Origin of the sequence: Pseudonocardia tropica (assembly GCF_040105315.1) — a bacterium.
In the GTDB taxonomy this organism is placed as follows: Bacteria; Actinomycetota; Actinomycetes; order Mycobacteriales; family Pseudonocardiaceae; genus Pseudonocardia; species Pseudonocardia alni.
Genome location: NZ_JBEDNP010000006.1, coordinates 271341 through 291742, shown reverse-complemented (window position 1 = coordinate 291742; position 20402 = coordinate 271341). Strand labels below are relative to the sequence as shown.

Here is a 20402-nt window from a genome sequence, read left to right as displayed (position 1 = left end):
GACGGCCGGGCCCCGCGGACACCGCCTCGGCACCGGGCGATCGGGTACGCCGCGATCAGTCCGGCCCGCGGTAGGTGTGTCCGGTCGGAGTGGTGGTGACGACGGTCCCGTCGGGGGCTCGGGCCACGTGCCATCCGGGTTGTTCGCGGACGTGGTTGTGGAATTCGCACACCCCACGCCCGTTCTCCAGCTCCGTCCGCCCGCCGTCGGCATCCCGCCGGATGTGGTCGACGTGACGGACGGGAGCGTCGCAGTAGGGCTCGGTGCACCGGTTCCCGGCGCGTGCCTTGACCAGGGTGGCGAGCAGTCCGGTGAAGGTACGTCTGCGGGAGTCCCCGCCGATGACCAGGCCCTGATCGGTGACCAGTCTGCGCAGGGACTTGGCGCCCTCGGAGGTGGCGAGCAGATCGACCGGAACCGGTCCGAAGCCGGGGATCTCGGCGGGCAGCGGGGACTGCGGGTCGAGCAGGGCCTGCACGGGGACGGTGACCTGCACTTCCAGGTTCACTGCGGTCGCGGTGGCCTGTCCGGTGACGCGTTCGACGAGGGTGTCGGCGAGGACCTGGCCGCGGGTGCGGGTCAGCGTCTGCGGGTCGACCTGGACCTCGACGAACGCCTTTTGTAGTGCGGCCAGGCAGGCGGCGCCCTGTTCGACCGGGACGTAGGCGGTGAGGTAGCTCATCGCATCCGGTGCCGGGCGCAGTGTCACTCGGCGTTCGGCCTTGGCGGCGTGGACGCGGGCGCGGAACCGGTCGGGGGCGATCTCGGCGACCAGACGCCGGGTCATCGCACGCAGGCGCCCGATGCCGTACCGGGTGAGGTCCCGGTTGGTGGCGAGGCGGGCGTCGACCTGCGCGCGTTGGGTGGTGTCGAGGTCGCGGCATTCGACGGCGATCGCGGAGACCTTCGCTGCGCTGAGTTCACCAGCTCGGTGCAGGCCACGGATCCGGTCGAGCCCGGAATGCAGGTCGCGGGCGTTGGCCACCCGGGTGCGGGCCTCGGTGGTGGAGACCCGGCAGGCGAGCTGGATCTGGGCGATCACGCTGCGGTGGAGCTTCTGGGGATCCAGGTCGCTCGGGGCGTTCTCCACGTGGCTGCGGGCGAAGGCCCGGATGCGGGTGGACTGCAGTGCGGCGAGGGAGGCCTGGAGGGATTCGATCTCCTGGATCTGGTCGATCAGCTCCGACTCGGACGACGCGGAAGGGTCGGCGCTGAGGGCTTGTTCGACGAGGAACCGGAGCAGGGTGAGGTCACCGGAGGGGAACCCACCCGCGTGCACGCCGGTGGCGTGGGCGGGTGGTTCCTGGGTCGCGGTCACGCCACCCATACTACTCGAACTGGTGTTCGAACACCAAGTTTCCGTTCGCAATTGCGAACTCCTGAGCTGCGACGACGGTCCTGCCTTGGTTGCGGCCTCGGTGTGGACCGCTGACGTGTCATGCGGCTGGAGCCGGTGGGCTACCGCGTCGAGGTGGACCCAGCCGGTCGATGAGGCTCGCGTCGCGGCCGATGGACCGAGCCGCGGCATGGCGGTAGGGGAGTGCCGCCGTGCCGCGGGGGAGGGCGCTCCTCAGGTCCGCGCGCCGTGCCGCCGGGCGTCGTCGCGGGACAGGGTCCGCCCCGCCCCGCACACGGGACACCGCATCTCGTAGCGGCTGCGCAGCGGCAGTACCGGCACGAAGAACAGCGTGAACCGGGTCCTCCGGTGCACGGCGGGCTGCGGACCCGCGTGACCGCAGGTCCCGCAGCCCAGCGCGACCAGGCCCAGCGGGCGCTCCTTGCGGGACAGCCCGAAGATGACCAGCACGCCCCCAGGTTAGAGGCGTGCCACCTCCCGCAGCGCGGCGAGCGCCCCGGCCTCGACGAGGTCGGCGTTGATCGCGGCCCCCGCGAACGCCCCCGCGGCCGCCGCGGCCCCCACCTGCGCGGTCAGGTCGGTGATGTTGCCCGCGACCCACACGCCCTCGACCGTGCTGCGGCCCGTCGCGTCGGCGACGAGGTGCTGCCCCATCCCGCTCGGGTGCTCGGCCGGGACCAGGCCCAGCTCGGCGAGGAAGCCGGCGCGGGCCTCCATCCGGGGCGCCACCGCGACGACCTCGCGCGCCAGCACGCCGGTCGGCGTGACCAGCCCGGTGATCGCGCCGTCGGACCGCACGACCTCGCTCACCGGCCCGTCGACGACGGCGATGCCGAGCGCGTCGAAGCGTTCCCGCTGCTCCGTGGTCGGCCCCGCCGTGTGCGACACGTAGACCACGTCCGCGCTGAGCTGCCGGAACAGCAGCGCGTGGTGCGCGGAGCCGGGGGAGGTCCCGAGCACCGCGATCGGGCGGTCGCGCACCTCGTAGCCGTGGCAGTAGGGGCAGTGGACGACGTCGGCGCCCCACCCCTGCGCGAGTCCCGGCACGTCGGGCAGCACGTCGACCAGTCCGGTCGTGACGAGCAGTCGCCGGGCGTCGAGGGTGGTGCCGTCGGCGAGGGTCACGGTGAAGCCGTCGCCGGTGCGGCGGGCGCCGACGACCTCGCCGTCGACGAGCGTGCCGCCGTAGCGGCGGACCTCGTCGCGGCCGGTCGCGAGCAGCTCGGCCGGGGCGACGCCGTCGCGGGCGAACAGGCCGTGCACGGCGGCGGCCGGGGCGTTGCGGGGCGTGCCGGAGTCGACGACGACCACCGACCGCAGGGAGCGGGCGAGCATCATGGCCCCGTTCAGTCCGGCCGGGCCGCCGCCGATCACGACGACGTCGTGGCGGTGTGCTGTGTCCATGTCCCCACCCTGACGAGCTGCCGCACGTATCAGCAAGTTTCCTTGCCGGACCGGCAACGTGCAGAATGGGTGCATGTCCCTGCACGTGCACCACGCCGGCGACCCCGCCGGGCCGCCGGTCCTCGCGGTCCACGGCGTGACCGGCCACGGTCTGCGCTGGCGACCGCTGTTCGCGGAGCTGCCCCGGCTGCGGTGGATCGCCGTCGACGTCCGCGGGCACGGACGCTCGCCGTGGACGCCGCCGTGGAACCTGGAACGCCACGTCGCGGACCTGGTGGAGGTGCTGGACGCGGACGGGGTCGGGCGGGCCGCCGTCGTCGGGCACTCCTTCGGCGGCGCCGTCGCCACGCACCTCGCGCGGACCGCTCCCGACCGCGTCGACCGGCTCGCGCTGCTCGACCCCGCACTCGGGCTGGACCCGCAGGACATGCTCGACGCGGCCGAGTACACCCGCGCCGACGTCACGTTCCCGACCCGCGACGCCGCACGCGCGGCCAAGGCCGGGAGCTGGGCCGACGTCCCCGGCGCGCTCGTCGACGCCGAGGTGGACGAGCATCTCGAACGGCGCGACGGCGCCTGGCGCTGGCGCCTGAGCCAGGCGTCCCTGGTGGCCGCGTGGGCGGAGATGGCGCGCCCGGCGGTCGTCCCACCGGCGGGTCTGCCGACGCTGGTCGTCCCCGCCGGCCGGGCCGACTACGTCTCCGACGACTGGCTCGCCGCCTGCCGCGCCGCGCTCGGCGCGGACCTGACCGTCGCCCCCGTCGACGCGGGGCACATGGTCTACCTGGAACGCCCGGCCGAGGTGGCGGCGCTGCTGCGGGAGTTCCTCGGGTGAGCGACCGCGACGACGGGCACCTGCGCGAGCTCGTCCGGCTCCGCCGGGTCCGGGACCGGATCGACCGTGAGTACGCGCGTCCGCTCGACGTCGCCGAGCTCGCCCGCGCCGAGCACGTGTCGGCCGGGCACCTGTCGCGGGCGTTCCGCAGGGCCTACGGCGAGTCGCCCTACAGCTACCTGATGACCCGGCGGATCGAACGTGCGATGGCGCTGCTGCGACGGGGTGACCTCACCGTCACCGAGGTCTGCTTCGCCGTCGGCTGCTCCTCGCTCGGCACGTTCAGCACCCGCTTCACCGAGCTCGTCGGGATGCCGCCGTCGGCGTACAGGCGCGCCGCCCGGGACGGCACACCGGGGCTCCCGGCGTGCGTCGCCAAGCAGGTCACCCGACCGGTCAGGAATCGAGAAGCACCGGGACCCGCGACCTCCCTAGCGTGAGCGTCATGACCGAACCCGCCATCACCATCCACGCCGGATTCCTCCCGCACACCGACCCCGAGGCCTCGCTCGCCTTCTACCGCGACGGCCTGGGCTTCGAGGTCCGCCTCGACGTCGGCCAGGGCACCATGCGCTGGCTGACCGTCGGTCCGCCCGGGCAGCCCGACGTCTCGATCGTCCTCGCCCCGCCCGCGGTGGACCCCGGCGTCACCGACGACGAGCGCCGCACCATCACCGAGATGATGGCCAAGGGCACCTACACCGCCGTGCTGCTCGCCAGTAACGACCTGGAGGCCGCGTTCGACAGGCTCCAGGCGAGCGGGGCCGAGGTCGTCCAGGAACCGGTCGACCAGCCGTACGGGGTGCGCGACTGTGCCTTCCGCGACCCTGCGGGCACGATGGTCCGCATCCAGCAGCGGCCCTGACACGGGCCGGACGGGGGATTCACCATGCACGCAGCCGACAGCCACGATCTCATCCGCGTGCACGGTGCGCGCGAGAACAACCTGCGCGACATCTCCGTCGAGCTGCCCAAGCGGCGGCTCACGGTGTTCACCGGGGTGTCCGGCTCGGGCAAGAGCTCCCTGGTGTTCTCGACGATCGCCGCCGAGTCCCAGCGGATGATCAACGAGACCTACAGCGCGTTCGTCCAGGGCTTCATGCCGAACCTCGGCCGCCCCGACGTCGACGTCCTCGACGGCCTCACCACCGCGATCATCGTCGACCAGGAGCGCATGGGTGGGGACGTGCGCTCCACCGTCGGCACCGCCACCGACGTCGGGGCGCTGCTGCGGATCCTGTTCAGCCGGCTCGGGAAGCCCTACGCCGGCCCGGCGAAGGCGTTCTCGTTCAACGTCGCGACGATCAGCGGCTCCGGCGCGGTGACCGTCCGCAAGAACGGCCAGCAGGTCAAGGAGCGGCGCGAGTTCGAGATCGTCGGCGGTGCCTGCCCGCGGTGCGAGGGCCGCGGCTCGGTGTCCGACTTCGACCTCACGGCCCTGTACGACGAGTCGAAGTCGATCGTCGAGGGCGCCCTGACGATCCCGAACTACTCCGTCGACGGCTGGTACGGCCGGATCTTCGCCAACTCCGGCTTCTTCCCCGGCGACAAGCCGATCAGCAGCTTCACCAAGCCCCAGCTGAACGCACTGCTCTACAAGGAGGCCACCCGGATCAAGGTCGACGGCATCAACGTCACCTTCGAGGGGCTGATCCCGCGGATCCAGAAGTCGTTCCTGGCCAAGGAGCGCGAGGCGATGCAGCCGCACATCCGCGCGTTCGTCGACCGGGCCATCGTGTTCCGGCGGTGCCCGGACTGCGACGGGACGCGCCTGTCCGAGCTCGCCCGCTCCTCGAAGATCCGGGGCGTCTCCATCGCCGACGCCTGCGCCATGCAGATCTCCGACCTCGCCGACTGGGTCCGGGACCTCGAACGGGCCGACGGAGACGGAGCGGAGCGGAGCTCGACCATCAGGACCGTGGCCCCGCTGCTGGGCTCGCTGCGCCACACGCTCGACTCGTTCGTCGAGATCGGGCTCGGCTACCTGTCGTTGGACCGGCCGTCCGGGTCGCTGTCCGGCGGCGAGGCCCAGCGCACCAAGATGATCAAGCATCTGGGGTCGTCGCTGACCGACGTCACCTACGTCTTCGACGAGCCGACCATCGGCCTGCACCCGCACGACATCGCCCGCATGAACGACCTGCTGCTGCGCCTGCGCGACAAGGGCAACACCGTGCTCGTCGTCGAGCACAAGCCGGAGACGATCGCGATCGCCGACCACGTCGTCGACCTGGGGCCGCGGGCGGGCTCCGACGGCGGGCACGTCGTCTACACCGGCGACCTCGACGGGCTGCGGGCATCGGGCACGCTGACCGGCCGGCACCTGGGGTACCGGGCGACGCTCAAGCCGTCGGTGCGGACCCCGAGCGGGTACCTGGAGATCCGCGGGGCGGACCGGCACAACCTGCGCGGCGTCGACGTCGACGTCCCGCTCGGGGTGCTCACCGTCGTCACCGGGGTGGCCGGGTCGGGCAAGAGCTCGCTGATCCACGGCTCGATCGCCGGGCGCGACGGGGTGGTCGTCGTCGACCAGGGGGCGATCAAGGGGTCGCGGCGCAGCAACCCCGCCACCTACACGGGGCTGCTCGAACCGATCCGCAAGGCCTTCGCCAAGGCCAACGGCGTCAAGCCCGCCCTGTTCAGCGCCAACAGCGAGGGCGCCTGCCCGAACTGCAACGGCGCCGGTGTCGTCTACACCGACCTGGCGATGATGGCCGGCGTCGCCACCACCTGCGACGTCTGCGACGGCCGCCGGTTCGACGCCTCGGTGCTCGGATACACCTTCGGCGGGCGCGACATCAGCGAGGTCCTCGCCATGCCGGTGGCCGAGGCGGAGAAGTTCTTCGGGGCGGGCGAGGCCCGCACCCCGGCCGCGCACCGGATCCTGGAGCGCCTCGCCGACGTCGGGCTCGGCTACCTCACCCTGGGCCAGCCGCTGACCACGCTGTCCGGGGGCGAGCGACAGCGGCTCAAGCTGGCGGTCCACCTGGGGGAGTCGGGCGGGACGTTCGTCCTCGACGAGCCGACGACCGGGCTGCACCTGGCCGACGTCGAGCAGCTCCTCGCGCTGCTCGACCGGATCGTCGACGCCGGCCGCTCGGTGATCGTCATCGAGCACCACCAGGCCGTGATGGCGCACGCCGACCGGATCATCGACCTGGGCCCCGGTGCCGGGCACGACGGCGGAGCGGTCGTGTTCGAGGGGACGCCCGCCGAGCTCGTCGCGGACCGGTCGACGCTGACGGGCGAGCACCTGGCGGCCTATGTCGGCGCCTGAGGACGCCCCGCGGCACGAGGTCGCGGTGCTGGTCCGCCCCGGGGTGCGGCCGATGGAGCTCGGCCTGGTGCACCAGATCCTCGGCGGTGCCCGGTCGGCCGACGGGGAGCCGCTCTACCGGGTGCGCACCTGCGCGCTGCACCCCGGGACGGTGCCGACCGACGCGGACTTCCGCGTCGTGGTCGGGCACGGGCCGGAACTGCTCGCCCGGGCCGACACCGTGGTCGTGCTCGCGACGCAGGACGACCACGAGCCGTCGGTCGTCGCCGACCCCGGTCTCGCGGAGGCCCTGGCGTCGCTGCGCCCCGGCACCCGGCTGGCCTCGATCTGCACGGCCGCGTTCCCGCTGGCGGAGGCCGGGCTGCTCGACGGCCGTCGCGCCACCACGCACTGGCTGTCGGCGGAGGCGTTCCGGTGCCGGTTCCCGCGGGTCGACCTGGACCCCGCGGTGCTCTACGTCGACGAGGGCGAGGTGCTCACCGCGGCCGGCGAGGCGTCGGGCATCGACCTGTGCCTGTACCTGGTCCGGCGCGACTTCGGCGCCGCCGTGGCGAACGACGTCGCCCGCCGGACCGTGGTCCCGCCCTACCGGGAGGGCGGCCAGGCGCAGTACATCGCCCGGCCGGTCGCGGACGCAGGGCCCGGCACGGGCACCGCCGCGGCCCGCGAGCGGATGCTCGCGGACCTGGCCCGGCCCTGGACGCTGGCCGAGCTGGCCGCGTCGCTGCACGTCGGCGTGCGGACGCTGACCCGCCGGTTCCGGGAGGAGACCGGGCAGAGCCCGCTCGGGTGGCTGCTGCGCCGGCGCGTCGAGCGGGCCCGGGAGCTGTTCGAGACCACCGACCTCCCGGTCGGCCGGATCGCCGACGAGGTCGGGTTCGGCACGGCGACGGCGCTGCGCCGGCACGTGTGCCGCGAGCTCGGGGTGCCCCCGCTGCACTACCGGCGGACCTTCCGCGGCGGCTGAGCCCGCGCGACGAGCAGGGGTGCGGCGAACAGCGTCGCGGCGACGACCGCGGCGACGAGCGGCACCGCACCGGGACCCAGGGCGGCGGCCGCGACGAGCGGCCCGCCGAGGAGCACGACGGCGACCGCCGCGGCCCGCACCGCGACCGTGCGCGGCGGCACGGCCAGCGCGAGCGGCCCCACGAGCCGGGCCGCCCCGGCCGCGACGGCGACGGTCACCGCGCCGACGACCAGCGCGGCGGACGGCGGGACGTTCACGACGACGAGCAGCGCGCCGACCGCGACGACGGCGGCGGCACAGGGGGAGCTCGGAGAGGACATGCCCCGATGCTCGGCCGCACCCGGCCGGACCGGGAGTGGCCCGCGGGCCCCCTCGCGAACGGATCGGGCCGGCCCGCTACCTCATCACCCCCCGGTACGGGCCCCGTCCCGCAACGAGTCCCGGATCTCGCGCAGCACCGCGGTCTGCTCCTGGACCGCGGAGATCAGCACCGCGAGCTGGTCGTCGCCGTGGCGCATCTCCTGGTACAGCGCGCTCACCGCATAGGCGGTGGCGGCGGTGTGGCCGTCGGTCGCCTGGGGATAGTCCTGCGCCCGGTCGGCCGCCTCGAGGAGGTCGAGCGCGTGCTCGATGACGTGCTGCCCGCTCTCGCGGTGGCTGTGCGGTTCCGGCATGTCCGAATCGTACTCATTCCGGGTGACACGGCCCGGCGACTTCGGTCGCGGTACGCACGACCTTCGGCGGGTGCGCCACCGTCGCGCCGCCCGGCAGGGTGACCGTCGATCCCGGGGGGTCGGGAGACGGGAGGGGACCGGTGGCCGTCCCGATCGAGCGGAAACATGCTGGACGGCGCCGGTCCGCCCCCTATGGTCGACGTGTGCCGGTCCGCCCCGCCGTGATCTCCGCCGTGCTGGTGGTCGCGGTGCTCGCCACCGGGCTCACCGTCGCCGAGACCCACGCCACCGCCGGGGTGCTGCAGTGGACGCTGCTCGTCGTCGGGCTGCTGATGATCGGCGCGATCGCGGTGCGCTACCGGGCGCCGCGGGTGTTCGCGGTGCTGGCCGTGCTCGGCCCGCTCGTCTCGCCGGTCGCCACCTACCTGCCGCTGGTCGGGGTGTTCGTGATCGCGACCCGGCGCCGCGCGGTGGAGACGCTGCCGGTGCTGGCCCTGGCGGTCGGGACCGCCGCGGTCACGCTGTACCGCGACGTCCCCGACGGGCCGACGGTGCTCGTGCTGCTCGGCGGAGCCGTCGCGTTCCAGGCCATCTCGGTCACCGCGGGTCTGCTGACCGGGATCCGCCGCGCGATGGTCGACGACCTGCGCGAGCGGCTCGCCCGCGCCGAGGCCGAGCGCGCGGTGCGCGAGGAGCAGGCCCGCGCCGACGAGCGGCGCCGCATCGCCGGGGAGATGCACGACCGGCTCGGGCACCGGCTGTCGCTGCTGTCGGTGCACGCCGGGGCGCTGGCGCTGCGCGGGGACCTGCCCGCCCGCACCGTCCGCGAGACCGCGCGGGTGCTGCGCGACACCACCCACCGCGCGATGGAGGACCTGCGCACGATCGTCCAGGTGCTGCACGAGCCCACCGGCGACGTGCCCGACGAGGTCGACGACCTCGGCGCGGTCGAGGAGCTCGTCGCCGAGGCCCGCGCGGTCGGCGCGGACGTCCGCCTCCGGTCGACGGCGCTGCTGACGGTGTCCCCGCCGGGGCGCCCGCTGGCCGGGGTCGTGCACCGGGTGGTCCGCGAGGGACTGACCAACGCCGCCCGGCACGCACCCGGGGCCCGGGTCGAGGTCGCCCTCGACGGGCGACCCGGCCGCGACCTCACCGTCACCGTCACCTCCGGGCCGTCCGTGGCCGGTCCGACACCCGGGGGCGCCGGGACCGGCCTGGTCGGGCTGCGCGAGCGGGTCGAGACCCTCGCCGGCGGGACGCTGATCCACGGCCCGACGCCGTCGGGCCACCTGCTGCGCGCGGTGCTGCCGTGGCGGGAGGAGACGGGATGACCGCGACCGCGATCCGGGTGCTGCTCGTCGACGACGACCCGCTCGTCCGCTCCGGGCTGCGGGTGATGCTCGACGGGCACGCGCTGCCCGGCGACGGCACCGGACCGGTACGGCGCATCCAGGTGGTCGGCGACGCCGGCGACGGCGACGAGGTGCCCGCCGCCGTCGCCGCGGGACGGCCGCACGTGGTGCTGATGGACCTGCGGATGCGCCGCGTCGACGGCGTCGCCGCGACCCGGGAGGTGACCTCGCGGCCCGACGCCCCGACCGTCGTCGTGCTGACCACGTTCGACGCCGACGAGCACGTCGTGCGGGCGCTGCGCGCCGGGGCGAGCGGGTTCCTGCTCAAGGACGCCGCGCCCGAGGGGATCGTCGAGGCCGTCCGCGCCGCCGCCGACGGCGACGCCGTGCTGTCCCCGGCGATCACCCGGCGGCTGATCGGCATCGTCCGCGGCGACGGCGCCGGGCCGGTCGACCGCAGGCGCGCCGCCCGGGCCCGGCTCGACCGGCTCGCCGACCGCGAGCGCGACGTCGCCGAGGCCGTCTCCCGCGGCGGCTCCAACGCCGACATCGCCGCCGAGCTGCACATGTCGGTGGCGACGGTGAAGTCCTACGTGTCCCGGCTGCTGCGCCAGCTGGGCCTGGACAACCGGGTGCAGATCGCGCTGCTCGTCCGCGACGCGACGGACTGACCCGTCCGGCGGACTAGCGTGGCCGGTGTGACGACGAGCGAGACGGTCGCCGCGGCGATGGCGGACGCGGCCGCGGCCTGGCTGGACACCCTGGACGACGACCGGCTCGCGACCGCCCGCGGCGACGGCCCGACCGGCGACGCCGGAGCCGACGCCGAGCGTCGTCGCTGGTTCTACACCCCCACCGACCACGGAGGAGCGACCCTCGCCGCGCAGACCGGGGTCCAGCAGCAGCGCGCGATGCGGCTGGTCGCCTCGGGGCTCTCCGAGGCCGGCTACGCCACCGTGGCGACGGTCATGGGTCTGGAGAACGTGCTGGACCGGACGCAGGACTGGCCGACCCGGCCCTACCGGGAGCGGTTCCGGGACCCGGCGCTCTACCACCTGCGGGTGTTCGGTGATCCGGGCGCGCGCACCTGGGGCTGGCGCTTCGGCGGGCACCACGTGTCGGTGAACGCACTCGTCGTCGACGGGCGGGTGGCCGCGGCCACGCCGTGCTTCCTCGGCGCGAACCCCGCGGCGACGCCCCTGCTCGGCGGGGGTGTCGCGCGCCCGCTCGGGCCGACCGAGGACCTGGCGCGGGAGATCGTCCGCGGGCTCCCGCCCGAGCTCGCCGGGGCCGCGGTCCTGTCCTCCGCGGCCCCGCCGGACCTGGTGACGGCGAACCGGCCGCTGGTCGCGCCCGGCGACCGGCCGCTGCCGACCTCGGCGATCCGGCGGGAGAGCCCGCCCGGACCGGTGGACCCGGTCGACGGCACCGAGACGGTCACCCTCACCGGCGCGCCGCGCGGTGTCCCGGCGAGCGCGCTCGACGACCGCGGCCGCGACCTGCTGCGCCGCCTGCTCTCGGCCTACCTGGACCGGGCACCGGCCGGGGTCTCACCCGCCGGCCGCTACGACGACGACGCCGCCCTCGACGAGGTGCACCTGGCCTGGGCGGGGTCGCTGGAGGCGGGGGAGCCGCACTACCACCGGCTGCAGGGGCCGCGGCTGCTGCTGGAGTGGGACAACACCCAGGACGGCGCGGACCACGCGCACTCGGTGTGGCGTGACCCGGAGAACGACTTCGGCGTGGACCTGCTCGACGACCACCACCGGGCCTTCGCCCACCGGTGAGTCCCCTCACGAAGGCCTGCGCCCCACGGGATCCGGCGGTGAGGATCGGGGCATGTACCCGCCCCCGCCCGAGCTCGCCGCGCACGCCAACGTCACCGCGGCGGCCTACGACGAGGCCGCCGCCGACCCGGAGGCGTTCTGGTGCGCGCAGGCCCGGCGCCTGGAGTGGGACCGCGCGCCCGAGCAGGGCTACGACGGCAGCCGCTGGCCCGAGGTCACCTGGTTCGCCGACGGCACGCTGAACGTCGCGCGCAACTGCGTCGACCGGCACGTCGAGGCCGGTGCGGGGGAGAAGGTCGCCCTGCACTGGGAGGGTGAGCCGGGGGACCGGCGCACCGTCACCTACGCCGACCTGCAGCGCGAGGTCGCCCGCTGTGCGCACGCGCTGACCGCGCTCGGGGTGGGGCGCGGCGACGTCGTCGTGGTGTACCTGCCGGTGCTGGTCGAGACCGTCGTCGTGATGCTCGCCTGCGCCCGGATCGGGGCGGTCCACTCGCTGGTCTTCGGCGGGTTCTCCGCCTCGGCGCTGCGGTTCCGGCTCACCGACGGGTCGGCGAAGCTGCTCGTCACCACCGACGGCCAGTACCGGCGAGGCAGGGCCGTCCCGGTCAAGGCGAACGCCGACGAGGCCGCGGCCGGGCTGGACTCGCTGGAGCACGTGCTGGTGATCCGGCGGACCGGCTCGGAGGTCGACTGGACCCCCGGGCGCGACGTGTGGTGGCACGACGTCGTCGACACCGCACCGGAGGTCCACGAGGCGCAGGCGCACCCCGCCGAGAGCCCGCTCATGCTCGTCTACACCTCCGGCACCACCGGCACGCCCAAGGGCCTGCTGCACACCATGGGCGGCTACCTCACCCAGGCGTCCTGGACGGCGTGGGCGTGCTTCGACCACAAGCCCGACGACGTCTACTGGTGCACCGCCGACCTCGCCTGGGTCACCGCGCACACCTACGAGGTCTACGGCCCGCTGTCCAACGGCGTCACGCAGGTGATCTACGAGGGCACCCCGGACACCCCCGGGCCGGGCCGGCACTTCGAGATCATCGCCCGGTACGGCGTCACCGTGTACTACACCGCGCCCACCCTGGTCCGGACCTACATGAAGTGGGGCCCGCAGGTGCCCGCGGCACACGACCTGTCGTCGCTGCGGCTGCTCGGCACGGTCGGCGAGGCGATCAACCCCGAGGCCTGGCGCTGGTTCCACACCGAGATCGGCGGCGGCCGCTGCCCGATCGTCGACACCTGGTGGCAGTCCGAGACCGGCGCGGCGATCTGCGCGCCGCTGCCCGGCGTGACGTCGCTGGTCCCGGGCTCGGCGACCCGGCCGCTGCCGGGACTCTCGGTGCGGGTGGTCGACCGCGACGGGCGGACCTGCGACCCCGGCGAGGGCGGCATCCTGGTGATCGACCGGCCGTGGCCGTCGATGGCGCGGACCGTGTGGGGCGACCCGGAGCGGTTCCGCGCGTCCTACTTCGCCGACTACACCGAGCAGGGCTGGTACAAGGCGGGCGACGGCGCCGTCGTCGACGAGCACGGCTACGTGACACTGCAGGGCCGGATCGACGACGTCATGAACGTCTCCGGGCACCGGCTCGGCTCGATCGAGCTGGAGTCGGCGCTGGTGTCGCACCCGCGGGTCGCCGAGGCGGGCGTGGTCGGGGCACCGGATGCGACGACCGGGCAGGCCGCCGTCGCGTTCGTGACGGTCACCGACGGCCCCACCGAGGGCCTCGCAGCGGAGCTCCGGGCGCACGTCGCGCGCGAGCTGGGGCCGGTCGCCCGGCCCCGCGAGGTCGTGCTCGTCGCGGAGCTGCCGAAGACCCGCTCGGGCAAGATCATGCGACGGCTGCTGCTCGACGTGACCGCCGGGCGCGAGCCCGGCGACACGACGTCGCTGGTGGACCCGGCCGCCTTCGCGGACCTGGCGGCCGGGTACCGGCAGGGCTGAGGTCAGGCGACGCGGCGCAGCTTCTGGATCACGAGCTCGCCGTCGAGCCCTGGTGGAGGTCGTAGTCGACGTAGCCGTCCTCCTCCGACGTCGGCTCGATCAGCTTCTCGAGCTCCGCCCTCAGCTCCACCGACCGCGACCTGCTCACTGCGGCGGACACCCGGGAGACGGCGGTCGCGATGGCCGGGGCCGCGCCGGCCTGGCTGGGCACCCTCGACCCGGCGCAGCGGGAGGTCGCCGTCGGGCACGCCCCGACCGGTGACGCCGAGCGCCGCCGCTGGTTCTACACCCCACCGACCACGGCGGGCTCACCTTCCACGACCAGCTCCCGCCGCAGCAGCGCGCCGCCATGACGCCGGTCGTGTCCGGGCTGTCGCGGGCCGCCTCCGTCACCGTCGCGACGGTGACGGGGCTGGAGAACGTCCTCGACCACACCGAGGGCTCCGTGACGCTGTTCGACCGGACCCGCGGCCGGAACCCGCAGATGGACCACCTGCGCGTCTTCGGCGAGCCGGGGGACACCGGGACCTGGGGCCGGCGCTTCGGCGGGGACCGGGCGGCCCCGGCCGGACGGTGTCGGCCGCGTCGAGCACCCGCACCGACGGCACACGCAGCGCTCCCGGTGCCTCGCGCTCGGCCGCCTGCCGGGCGAGCGCGCGCACGCGGTCGTGGCGGGCCGGGCCACCACACGAGGCCCGCCGCCCCGACCGGCGACGCCGCCACCGCCACGTCCACGATCACCGTCCTCGACACCGGGGGATCGTGCCCCGGCCGCCGCGGCGCAGGCACCGTCGGACCACGGGGCCGGTCAGTCCCGGTAGGCGGGCGCCCGGCTCGGGCCCTCGCGGTGGTCGCGCTCCAGCAGCGGCCGCCAGCGCGGCGCGACCAGGGTGGACAGCACCACCACGCTGGTGGAGCGGGCCACCAGCGGTGAGCGGCCGAGCGCGAGCAGGGTGTCCTGCAGGTCCTCGTGCGACGACGCCGCGAGCCGGCACAGCACGTCCGACGAGCCGGTCGTCGCGTACGCCTCGGTGACCGCGGGCAGCGCGGCGAGCTCGGCGGCGACGTCGCCCAGCTCGCCCTGCGCGATCTCCAGCGTCACGAACGCCTGCACGCCGTACCCGGCCGCCGGGAGGTCGACGTCCGGGCCGTACCCGGTGACGACACCGGCACGCTCCAGCCGGTCCAGTCGCGCCTGCACCGTCCCGCGGGCGACCCGCAGCGTGCGCGAGAGCTCCAGCACCCCGGCCCGCGGCCGGTCGCGCAGCGCGGCGAGAAGGTCGACGTCGAGGGCGTCCAGGGACAGCACCCGGCGAGCCTAGCCGCGGCTCAGCCGGCCGGGACGGGCTCGCGGCGGGCGAAGTCCGGGGCCCGCTCCGGCCGGAAGCCCACGCCCACCAGGTAGGCGGGCACGATCTGGGCGGCCGGGACCGCGCGCATCAGCCGCAGCAGCGGAGCCGGGGGACCGTCGAGCCGTCCCGCCAGCGCCGGGCCGGCGATGTTGCGGTGCATGATCCGCTGCAGGCCCTGGACCAGCACCGTCGGGAGCAGCCTGCGGTTGCGGACCCGGCCGAGGTCCCGCTCGTTGAGGGTGCCCCGCTGCAACGGGGCGGCGAGCAGGGTCGCGGCGGCGACCGCGTCCTGGATCGCGAGGTTGATCCCGACGCCGCCGATCGGGGACATCGCGTGCGCGGCGTCGCCGATGCAGAGCAGGCCGTCGACGTGCCAGCGGCGCAGCCGGTTGAGCTTCACGTCGAGGTGCTTCACCTCGTCCATCGTCGCGATCTCGTCGACCCGGTCGGCGTACTCCGGCATCAGGTCGGCGATGTCGGCCCGGAACGCCTCGACGCCCGCGGCGCGCAGCCGCGCGTCGGCGCCCTTGGGGGCGAGGTAGCCGATCTGGTAGTAGCCCTCGCGCGGGATGACCACCGCGAAGCGCCCCTTCCCGATCCTCGGGCGCAGGGTGGCCCGCTGCTCCTCGGGGCGGCGCGGCAGCCGGAACCACCAGGTGTCGAACGGGACGTCGTAGTCGGTCACGGGCAGGCCGGACCCGGCCCGCAGGACCGAGTGCCTGCCGTCGCAGGCGACGGTGAGGTCGGCCCGGATCTCGCCGGTGGTCTCCGCACCGGGCGCGGTCGTCGTCGCGTACCGGACGCCGACGACCCGCCCGTTCTCCCGGACCAGCGACGTGGCCCGGGTGTCGAGCCGCAGGCGGAAGGCGGGCTCGTCGGCGGCGACCTCGGCGAGCAGGTTCAGCAGGTCCCACTGCGGGACGAGCGCGATGTAGGGGTGGCGGACCCCGACCCGGCGCAGCAGGGACAGGTTCCCGACCCGCTGCGCGCCGCCCCGCTCGTCGGGGATCACGACCTCGTCGACCCGGCTCTGCGGCAGCGCGGCGAACCGCTCGCCCAGCCCCAGGTCGTCGAGCAGGTCCAGTGTGGTGGGGTGCACGGTGTCCCCGCGGAAGTCCCGCAGGAAGTCGCCGTGCTTCTCCAGGACGGTCACCTCGACCCCGGCCCGGGCCAGCAGCAGCCCCAGCATCATCCCGGCCGGGCCGCCCCCGACCACGCAGCACGTCGTCCGCTCCGACATCGCACCCACCCCATTTCAACTATCGTTGAATTACGACGAGTATGCGCCCCCGGGGACCGCCCCGCAACCGGTGTGACCGGGTGTCCTCAGCCGCCGAAGCGGCCCCGCGCCGACTCCGGGATCAGCGGCCGGTCACCGCGGACCCGCAGCTCCTGCACCGCCCAGGTGTTGCCGTCGGGGTCGGCGAAGCCGAAGAAGGTGCCGCCGTCGCGCTCGTCGAGCACCATCACCTCGCTGCACTCCACCCCGCGCCCGACCAGCTCGTCGCGCGCGGCCCGGGCGTCGGCGACGCAGAGCTGCAGCCCGCGCATCGAACCCGGCGCCATCTCGTTCTGCGCCGGCAGCGAGCCGACGACGATCGAGCAGCCCGAGCCCCGCGGTGTCAGCTGGGCGACGTGCATGTGCTCGGTGCGGGTGTCGTGGTCCAGGTCGAAGCCGACCCGGTCGCGGTAGAAGGCGACCGCGGCGTCGAGATCCGACACCGGCAGCACGACGACCTCGAGCGTCCAGTCCATGGTGGGTCCTCTCAGGAGTGCGCCGCGGCGCGGAACGAGTGCAGGAGCGCGGGTCCCTCGGGCCCGTCCCACACGACCTGGGTCAGCAGCAGCGAGATCACCCCGGTCGACGGGTCGGAGCGCCACCCGGTGCCCAGGCCGCCGTCCCAGCCGTAGCGGCCGCCGCCCTCGACGGCCAGGCCCAGGCCCCAGCCGCAGCCGTCGTCGAGGAACGGGGCGGCACCGGCCCGCTGCGCGGCGCTCAGCCGGTCGGTGGTCAGCTCGGCGACGGCGCCGGGGGACAGGACCGGGCTGCCGCCCCCGCGCAGGGCCCGGGTGAAGGCGAGCAGGTCGTCCAGGGTGGAGACCAGGCCGCCGCCCCCGGACGGGAACACCGGCGGGGCCGCCCACGCGCCGTCGACCGGGTCGGTCACGGTGAAGCCCCCGCCGGGTGCGGCGGCCAGCAGCGGGACGAACCGGTCCCGGTCGGCGACGGGCACCGAGAAGCCGGTGTCGCGCATGCCGAGCGGGTCGAACACCCGCTCGGCCAGCACGGTCTGCAGGTCGGTCCCGCAGCGACGGGCGAGCAGGACGCCGAGCAGGTCGCCGCTGGTCTGGTAGAGCCAGCGCGATCCCGGCTGCGCGACGAGCGGTACCGCGGCGAGCCGTGCGGTCCAGGTGTCGGGGTCGGGCAGCGGGTAGCTGCCGGGCGGCCCGTCGCTGCCGAGCCCGGCGGTGGCGCACTGCACGGGCAGGTCGAACGAGAACCGGGGGATCATCCCGATCCCGCAGCGGTAGGTCAGCAGGTCGTACAGGGTGATCGGCCGGCGCGCGGGGACGGTGTCGTCGAGTGCGGCGGCCTCGTGGCGCAGCACCCGCGGCGCGGCGAGCTCCGGCAGCCACGCCGCGACCGGCTCGTCGAGGTCCAGCATCCCGTCCTCGACGAGTGCGAGCGCGGCGACCGCGACGACCGGCTTGGTGATCGAGGCGATCCGGACGATCGTGTCGCGGCGCAGCGGGTGTCCGGCGCCGTCGTCGCCGAGGACGTGCACCCCGGTGCCGTGCCGGGGGTCGTGCCGGGGGTCGTCGACGGCGGCGACCAGTCCCGGGACGCGCCCGGCGTCGAGGGCGTCGTGCAGGAGTGCGGCGGTGCGGTCCAGGGTGACGGGCACGATGGCCTCCCGGGGTCGGTGGGTCTCACCCCGTCCGACCGCGGCGGCCCCGCGAACTCATCGCTTGATGCCGACCCCGCCGACGATGCAGCGCTGCACCGGGTCCTCGGTGCGCAGCTGCGGGCCGTCGGGCCACCACCGGTAGCAGGGGACGATGCCCGGGTCGACCAGCTCGAGCCCGGGGAACAGGCCGCTGATCTCGGCGTGCGTGCGGAACCGGCCGCTGCCCATCGGGCTGTGGACGAAGACCTGCTCCATCCGCCGGGCCAGCTCGCTGTCGGCGTTCTCCGGATCGAAGAAGTGGGCGATCGCGACGACGCTGCCGGGGGCGAGGCGCTCGACGTAGCGCGCCATGATCGCCTGCGGGTCCACGGCGTCGTCGAAGTGGTGGATGGTGCCGATCTGGAAGAGCGCGATCGGCTGGTCGAGGTCGAGGAAGCCCTGCACCGCCGGGTCGGCCAGCACCGTCTCCGGCTCGCGGATGTCCGCTGCGGAGAAGCGGGTGAACTCGTTGTCCTCCAGCAGCGCCTGTCCGTGCGCGATGACGGTCGGGTCGTTGTCGACGTAGGCGACCCGGGCCTCGGGCTGCAGCCGCTGGACCACCTGGTGGGTGTTCTCCGCGGTCGGCAGGCCGGAGCCGCAGTCCAGGTACTGGGTGATGGAGGTCTGGGTGGCGACGAAGCGCGCCGCCCGGATCAGGAACGCCCGGTTGTCGACGGCGAGCTGGTTGACCTCGGGGGCGACCTTGCGGACCCGCTCGATGGTCTCCCGGTCGACCTCGTAGTTGTCCTTCCCGCCGAGCGCGTAGTCGTAGACCCGGGCGATGCTGGCCTTGGTCGTGTCGATGTACGCGGGAGCGCGACCCTCGGTCGGCTGGGCCATCGGCGGAGTCCTCACTGCGTCGTCGGCGCCGTCGCGCCGGGTCGTCGGTCGGGTGCCCGGACGGCGCCCGTCGTGGTGCCGATCACCGGTGCGGCCACCGTAGCGGACCGGTCCGACGGGCACGCACCGTCACCGTCCGGGAGTGACCCGTGATCGAGACCGCTGACGACCTGCGGAACCGTTGTGTAGGCTGGGTCACCCGATCGGCAGTCCCCGCAACCCGCAGGAGCCCGTCCCGGTGGTCCCCAGCCCGAACAGCCCCACCCCGCCCGGTGCCGACCGCGGCCCGACCGCGCGGCGCATCGTCCTCGGCTCCCACCTGCGCCGGCTGCGGGAGCGCGCGGGGATCTCCCGGGCCGACGCGGCGTACGCGATCCGCGGCTCGGACTCGAAGATGAGCAGGCTGGAGTCCGGCAAGGTCGGGTTCAAGCAGCGCGACGTGGCCGACCTGCTGACGATGTACGGCGTCGCCGGGGGCCCCGAGCGCGACCAGGTCCTGTCGATGGCCGAGGAGAGCAACTCCAGCGGGTGGTGGGCCCGCTACAACGACGTCGTCCCCGGCTGGTTCGAGGACTTCGTGGGACTGGAGGCCTCGGCATCGCGGATCTCGTCCTACGAGCTGCTGTTCGTCCCCGGCCTGCTGCAGACCGAGGAGTACGCCCGCGCGGTCGTCAGCGGCGGCCACACCGACCTGCCGTCCGCCGAGCGGGCCGACGTCGAGAAGCGCCTGGAGGTGCGGCTGCGGCGCCAGCGCGTGCTGCACCGCAAGGACGCCCCGACCTTCTGGACCGTGCTCGACGAGGCGGTGCTGCACCGGCCGGTCGGCGGGGAGGCGGTCTTCCGCGCCCAGCTCGACCACCTCGTCGAGCTCTCGTCGCTGCCGAACGTCGTCGTCCAGCTGCTGCCCTGGGACCTGTCCGGCTACGGCGCCGAGCACGCCTTCACCATGCTGCGCTTCGCCGAGCCCGAGCTGCCCGACCTGGTCTACCTCGAGGAGATGACCGGGTCCTCCTACCTGGACAAACGGGCCGACGTCGAGCGTTACGGCCGGTCGATGGACCGGCTCACCGTGGACGCGTTCAGCCCCGAGCAGACCAAGCAGGCCCTGAGCAAGCTGCGCGCCGAGCGCTGAGCCTGCGCCGACGTCGCTCCCGGGCGACGAACGGCACCGGTGTCCGCCGGCCGTGGGGACACCGTCCGATGCCGACCGTCCACGGCCCGTGCGGCGCAGTCGGGCGCGGCCGGACGACCGCCGGGCGCGTCCGTCCTGTGTTGCACGACCGAACCGCGCGCCCGCTGCTAGCTTCTCCGCAACGGACAATGCACGTGCAGATGAGGTGAGCATTCGCATGGAACAGATGCACCTGAGCGGCCCTGCGGCGATCGATTCGCTGGCGTGGCGCAAGAGTGTGCGCAGCGGCTACCAGGGCAACTGCGTCGAGCTCGCCGTCGTGACCGGTGGGACCGTGGCCGTCCGCAACTCGCGGGACCCGCACGGCACCGTGCTCGCCTTCCCGGCGACCGAGATGGCCGCCTTCCTGACCTCGATCAGGAACGGCGAGCTGGACGACCTCGCCTGAGTCGTCCCCGCTGACCTCCCGCGGGTGGCCGGCCCGACCCCGGCCGCCCGCGGTGAGCCGGTGATCTCCTCGGTGTAG

Annotated in this window: 22 protein-coding genes and 1 pseudogene; 13 read left to right on the top strand and 10 right to left on the bottom strand. The window is 74.6% G+C overall.

Annotated features, from left to right (window positions below; genetic code table 11):
- Positions 1-55 precede the first annotated feature (55 nt).
- The 3 genes from WHI96_RS12910 to WHI96_RS12900 all read right to left on the bottom strand — a co-directional run bounded on the left by WHI96_RS12910 (position 56) and on the right by WHI96_RS12900 (position 2761).
- Positions 56-1318, bottom strand: a complete 1263-nt coding sequence (locus WHI96_RS12910; protein WP_345648729.1) for an HNH endonuclease — start codon at positions 1316-1318, stop codon at positions 56-58.
- Between the two features lie 252 nt (positions 1319-1570).
- A complete protein-coding gene (locus tag WHI96_RS12905; RefSeq protein ID WP_345648732.1) occupies positions 1571-1807 on the bottom strand; it encodes a zinc ribbon domain-containing protein in 237 nt (78 codons plus the stop codon).
- Positions 1808-1816: 9 nt separating this feature from the next.
- Positions 1817-2761: an NAD(P)/FAD-dependent oxidoreductase gene (locus WHI96_RS12900; protein ID WP_345648735.1), complete on the bottom strand. Its 945-nt coding sequence runs from the start codon at positions 2759-2761 to the stop codon at positions 1817-1819.
- A 73-nt stretch (positions 2762-2834) separates the two neighbouring features.
- On the opposite strand from WHI96_RS12900, the gene WHI96_RS12895 reads away from it, so the two are divergent.
- The 5 genes from WHI96_RS12895 to WHI96_RS12875 are packed head-to-tail and all read left to right on the top strand — an operon-like array spanning position 2835 to position 7840.
- Positions 2835-3596: an alpha/beta fold hydrolase gene (locus WHI96_RS12895; RefSeq protein WP_345648738.1), complete on the top strand. Its 762-nt coding sequence runs from the start codon at positions 2835-2837 to the stop codon at positions 3594-3596.
- Entirely contained in the window at positions 3593-4036 is a 444-nt protein-coding gene (locus WHI96_RS12890) for a helix-turn-helix transcriptional regulator (RefSeq protein WP_345648741.1), read from the top strand. Before WHI96_RS12895 ends, WHI96_RS12890 begins: the two co-directional genes overlap by 4 nt.
- Before the next feature lie 5 nt (positions 4037-4041).
- A complete protein-coding gene (locus WHI96_RS12885) occupies positions 4042-4461 on the top strand; it encodes a VOC family protein (protein ID WP_226357626.1) in 420 nt (139 codons plus the stop codon).
- Positions 4462-4485: 24 nt separating this feature from the next.
- Positions 4486-6873: an ATP-binding cassette domain-containing protein gene (locus WHI96_RS12880; RefSeq protein WP_345648746.1), complete on the top strand. Its 2388-nt coding sequence runs from the start codon at positions 4486-4488 to the stop codon at positions 6871-6873.
- Positions 6860-7840: a GlxA family transcriptional regulator gene (locus tag WHI96_RS12875; RefSeq protein WP_345648749.1), complete on the top strand. Its 981-nt coding sequence runs from the start codon at positions 6860-6862 to the stop codon at positions 7838-7840. The genes WHI96_RS12880 and WHI96_RS12875 overlap by 14 nt, the downstream gene beginning before the upstream one ends.
- Here WHI96_RS12875 and WHI96_RS12870 read toward each other — a convergent pair.
- On the bottom strand, positions 7813-8160 hold the full coding sequence (locus WHI96_RS12870; RefSeq protein ID WP_345648751.1) for a hypothetical protein: 348 nt from the start codon (positions 8158-8160) through the stop codon (positions 7813-7815). The two genes, WHI96_RS12875 and WHI96_RS12870, sit on opposite strands and share 28 nt — an antisense overlap.
- A gap of 84 nt (positions 8161-8244) precedes the next feature.
- The gene (locus WHI96_RS12865; RefSeq protein WP_345648753.1) at positions 8245-8514 is read right to left on the bottom strand and encodes a hypothetical protein; all 270 of its coding nucleotides are present in this window, start codon (positions 8512-8514) and stop codon (positions 8245-8247) included.
- A 203-nt stretch (positions 8515-8717) separates the two neighbouring features.
- Between WHI96_RS12865 and WHI96_RS12860 the strand changes: the two genes are divergently transcribed.
- From WHI96_RS12860 to WHI96_RS12835, 6 genes and pseudogenes are all read left to right on the top strand, one after another.
- Entirely contained in the window at positions 8718-9845 is a 1128-nt protein-coding gene (locus WHI96_RS12860; RefSeq protein ID WP_345648755.1) for a sensor histidine kinase, read from the top strand.
- Complete coding sequence (locus tag WHI96_RS12855; protein ID WP_345648758.1) at positions 9842-10537, top strand: response regulator; 696 nt, start codon at positions 9842-9844, stop codon at positions 10535-10537. Before WHI96_RS12860 ends, WHI96_RS12855 begins: the two co-directional genes overlap by 4 nt.
- 27 nt (positions 10538-10564) lie before the next feature.
- Positions 10565-11653, top strand: a complete 1089-nt coding sequence (locus tag WHI96_RS12850) for a DUF3500 domain-containing protein (protein ID WP_345648760.1) — start codon at positions 10565-10567, stop codon at positions 11651-11653.
- A gap of 52 nt (positions 11654-11705) precedes the next feature.
- Positions 11706-13604, top strand: coding sequence for an acetate--CoA ligase (acs, locus tag WHI96_RS12845; protein ID WP_345648763.1), 1899 nt, complete (start codon positions 11706-11708; stop codon positions 13602-13604).
- Between the two features lie 179 nt (positions 13605-13783).
- Complete coding sequence (locus WHI96_RS12840) at positions 13784-13957, top strand: hypothetical protein (RefSeq protein ID WP_345648766.1); 174 nt, start codon at positions 13784-13786, stop codon at positions 13955-13957.
- Positions 13954-14094, top strand: a pseudogene (locus WHI96_RS12835) (DUF3500 domain-containing protein); the annotation flags it as partial. The gene WHI96_RS12840 and the pseudogene WHI96_RS12835, both read left to right, overlap by 4 nt.
- 318 nt (positions 14095-14412) lie before the next feature.
- Here WHI96_RS12835 and WHI96_RS12830 read toward each other — a convergent pair.
- The 5 genes from WHI96_RS12830 to WHI96_RS12810 all read right to left on the bottom strand — a co-directional run bounded on the left by WHI96_RS12830 (position 14413) and on the right by WHI96_RS12810 (position 18744).
- Complete coding sequence (locus WHI96_RS12830; protein WP_226357614.1) at positions 14413-14913, bottom strand: Lrp/AsnC family transcriptional regulator; 501 nt, start codon at positions 14911-14913, stop codon at positions 14413-14415.
- Positions 14914-14933: 20 nt separating this feature from the next.
- Positions 14934-16196, bottom strand: a complete 1263-nt coding sequence (locus WHI96_RS12825) for an FAD-dependent oxidoreductase (RefSeq protein WP_345648773.1) — start codon at positions 16194-16196, stop codon at positions 14934-14936.
- 86 nt (positions 16197-16282) lie between these two features.
- Complete coding sequence (locus WHI96_RS12820; RefSeq protein WP_345648776.1) at positions 16283-16711, bottom strand: VOC family protein; 429 nt, start codon at positions 16709-16711, stop codon at positions 16283-16285.
- A gap of 11 nt (positions 16712-16722) precedes the next feature.
- The gene (locus tag WHI96_RS12815; RefSeq protein ID WP_345648778.1) at positions 16723-17862 is read right to left on the bottom strand and encodes a serine hydrolase domain-containing protein; all 1140 of its coding nucleotides are present in this window, start codon (positions 17860-17862) and stop codon (positions 16723-16725) included.
- A 57-nt stretch (positions 17863-17919) separates the two neighbouring features.
- Entirely contained in the window at positions 17920-18744 is an 825-nt protein-coding gene (locus tag WHI96_RS12810) for an SAM-dependent methyltransferase (protein ID WP_349302382.1), read from the bottom strand.
- Between the two features lie 238 nt (positions 18745-18982).
- Here WHI96_RS12810 and WHI96_RS12805 point away from each other — a divergent pair, with 238 nt between their 5' ends.
- Together WHI96_RS12805 and WHI96_RS12800 are read left to right on the top strand one after the other, a co-directional pair.
- A complete protein-coding gene (locus WHI96_RS12805) occupies positions 18983-19876 on the top strand; it encodes a Sco1979 family transcriptional regulator (protein WP_345648782.1) in 894 nt (297 codons plus the stop codon).
- A 217-nt stretch (positions 19877-20093) separates the two neighbouring features.
- The gene (locus tag WHI96_RS12800; protein ID WP_226357609.1) at positions 20094-20324 is read left to right on the top strand and encodes a DUF397 domain-containing protein; all 231 of its coding nucleotides are present in this window, start codon (positions 20094-20096) and stop codon (positions 20322-20324) included.
- The last annotated feature ends 78 nt before the right edge of the window (positions 20325-20402 follow it).

Bases quoted from the DNA above. Each gene is read 5' to 3' on its own strand.
- WHI96_RS12900 (WP_345648735.1), bottom strand. From the start codon at position 2,761: ATGGACACAGCACACCGCCACGACGTCGTCGTGATCGGCGGCGGCCCG.
- WHI96_RS12895 (WP_345648738.1), top strand. From the start codon at position 2,835: ATGTCCCTGCACGTGCACCACGCCGGCGACCCCGCCGGGCCGCCGGTC.
- WHI96_RS12885 (WP_226357626.1), top strand. From the start codon at position 4,042: ATGACCGAACCCGCCATCACCATCCACGCCGGATTCCTCCCGCACACC.
- WHI96_RS12880 (WP_345648746.1), top strand. From the start codon at position 4,486: ATGCACGCAGCCGACAGCCACGATCTCATCCGCGTGCACGGTGCGCGC.
- WHI96_RS12875 (WP_345648749.1), top strand. From the start codon at position 6,860: ATGTCGGCGCCTGAGGACGCCCCGCGGCACGAGGTCGCGGTGCTGGTC.
- WHI96_RS12870 (WP_345648751.1), bottom strand. From the start codon at position 8,160: ATGTCCTCTCCGAGCTCCCCCTGTGCCGCCGCCGTCGTCGCGGTCGGC.
- WHI96_RS12865 (WP_345648753.1), bottom strand. From the start codon at position 8,514: ATGCCGGAACCGCACAGCCACCGCGAGAGCGGGCAGCACGTCATCGAG.
- WHI96_RS12855 (WP_345648758.1), top strand. From the start codon at position 9,842: ATGACCGCGACCGCGATCCGGGTGCTGCTCGTCGACGACGACCCGCTC.
- acs (WP_345648763.1), top strand. From the start codon at position 11,706: ATGTACCCGCCCCCGCCCGAGCTCGCCGCGCACGCCAACGTCACCGCG.
- WHI96_RS12840 (WP_345648766.1), top strand. From the start codon at position 13,784: ATGGCCGGGGCCGCGCCGGCCTGGCTGGGCACCCTCGACCCGGCGCAG.
- WHI96_RS12825 (WP_345648773.1), bottom strand. From the start codon at position 16,196: ATGTCGGAGCGGACGACGTGCTGCGTGGTCGGGGGCGGCCCGGCCGGG.
- WHI96_RS12820 (WP_345648776.1), bottom strand. From the start codon at position 16,711: ATGGACTGGACGCTCGAGGTCGTCGTGCTGCCGGTGTCGGATCTCGAC.
- WHI96_RS12810 (WP_349302382.1), bottom strand. From the start codon at position 18,744: ATGGCCCAGCCGACCGAGGGTCGCGCTCCCGCGTACATCGACACGACC.
- WHI96_RS12800 (WP_226357609.1), top strand. From the start codon at position 20,094: ATGGAACAGATGCACCTGAGCGGCCCTGCGGCGATCGATTCGCTGGCG.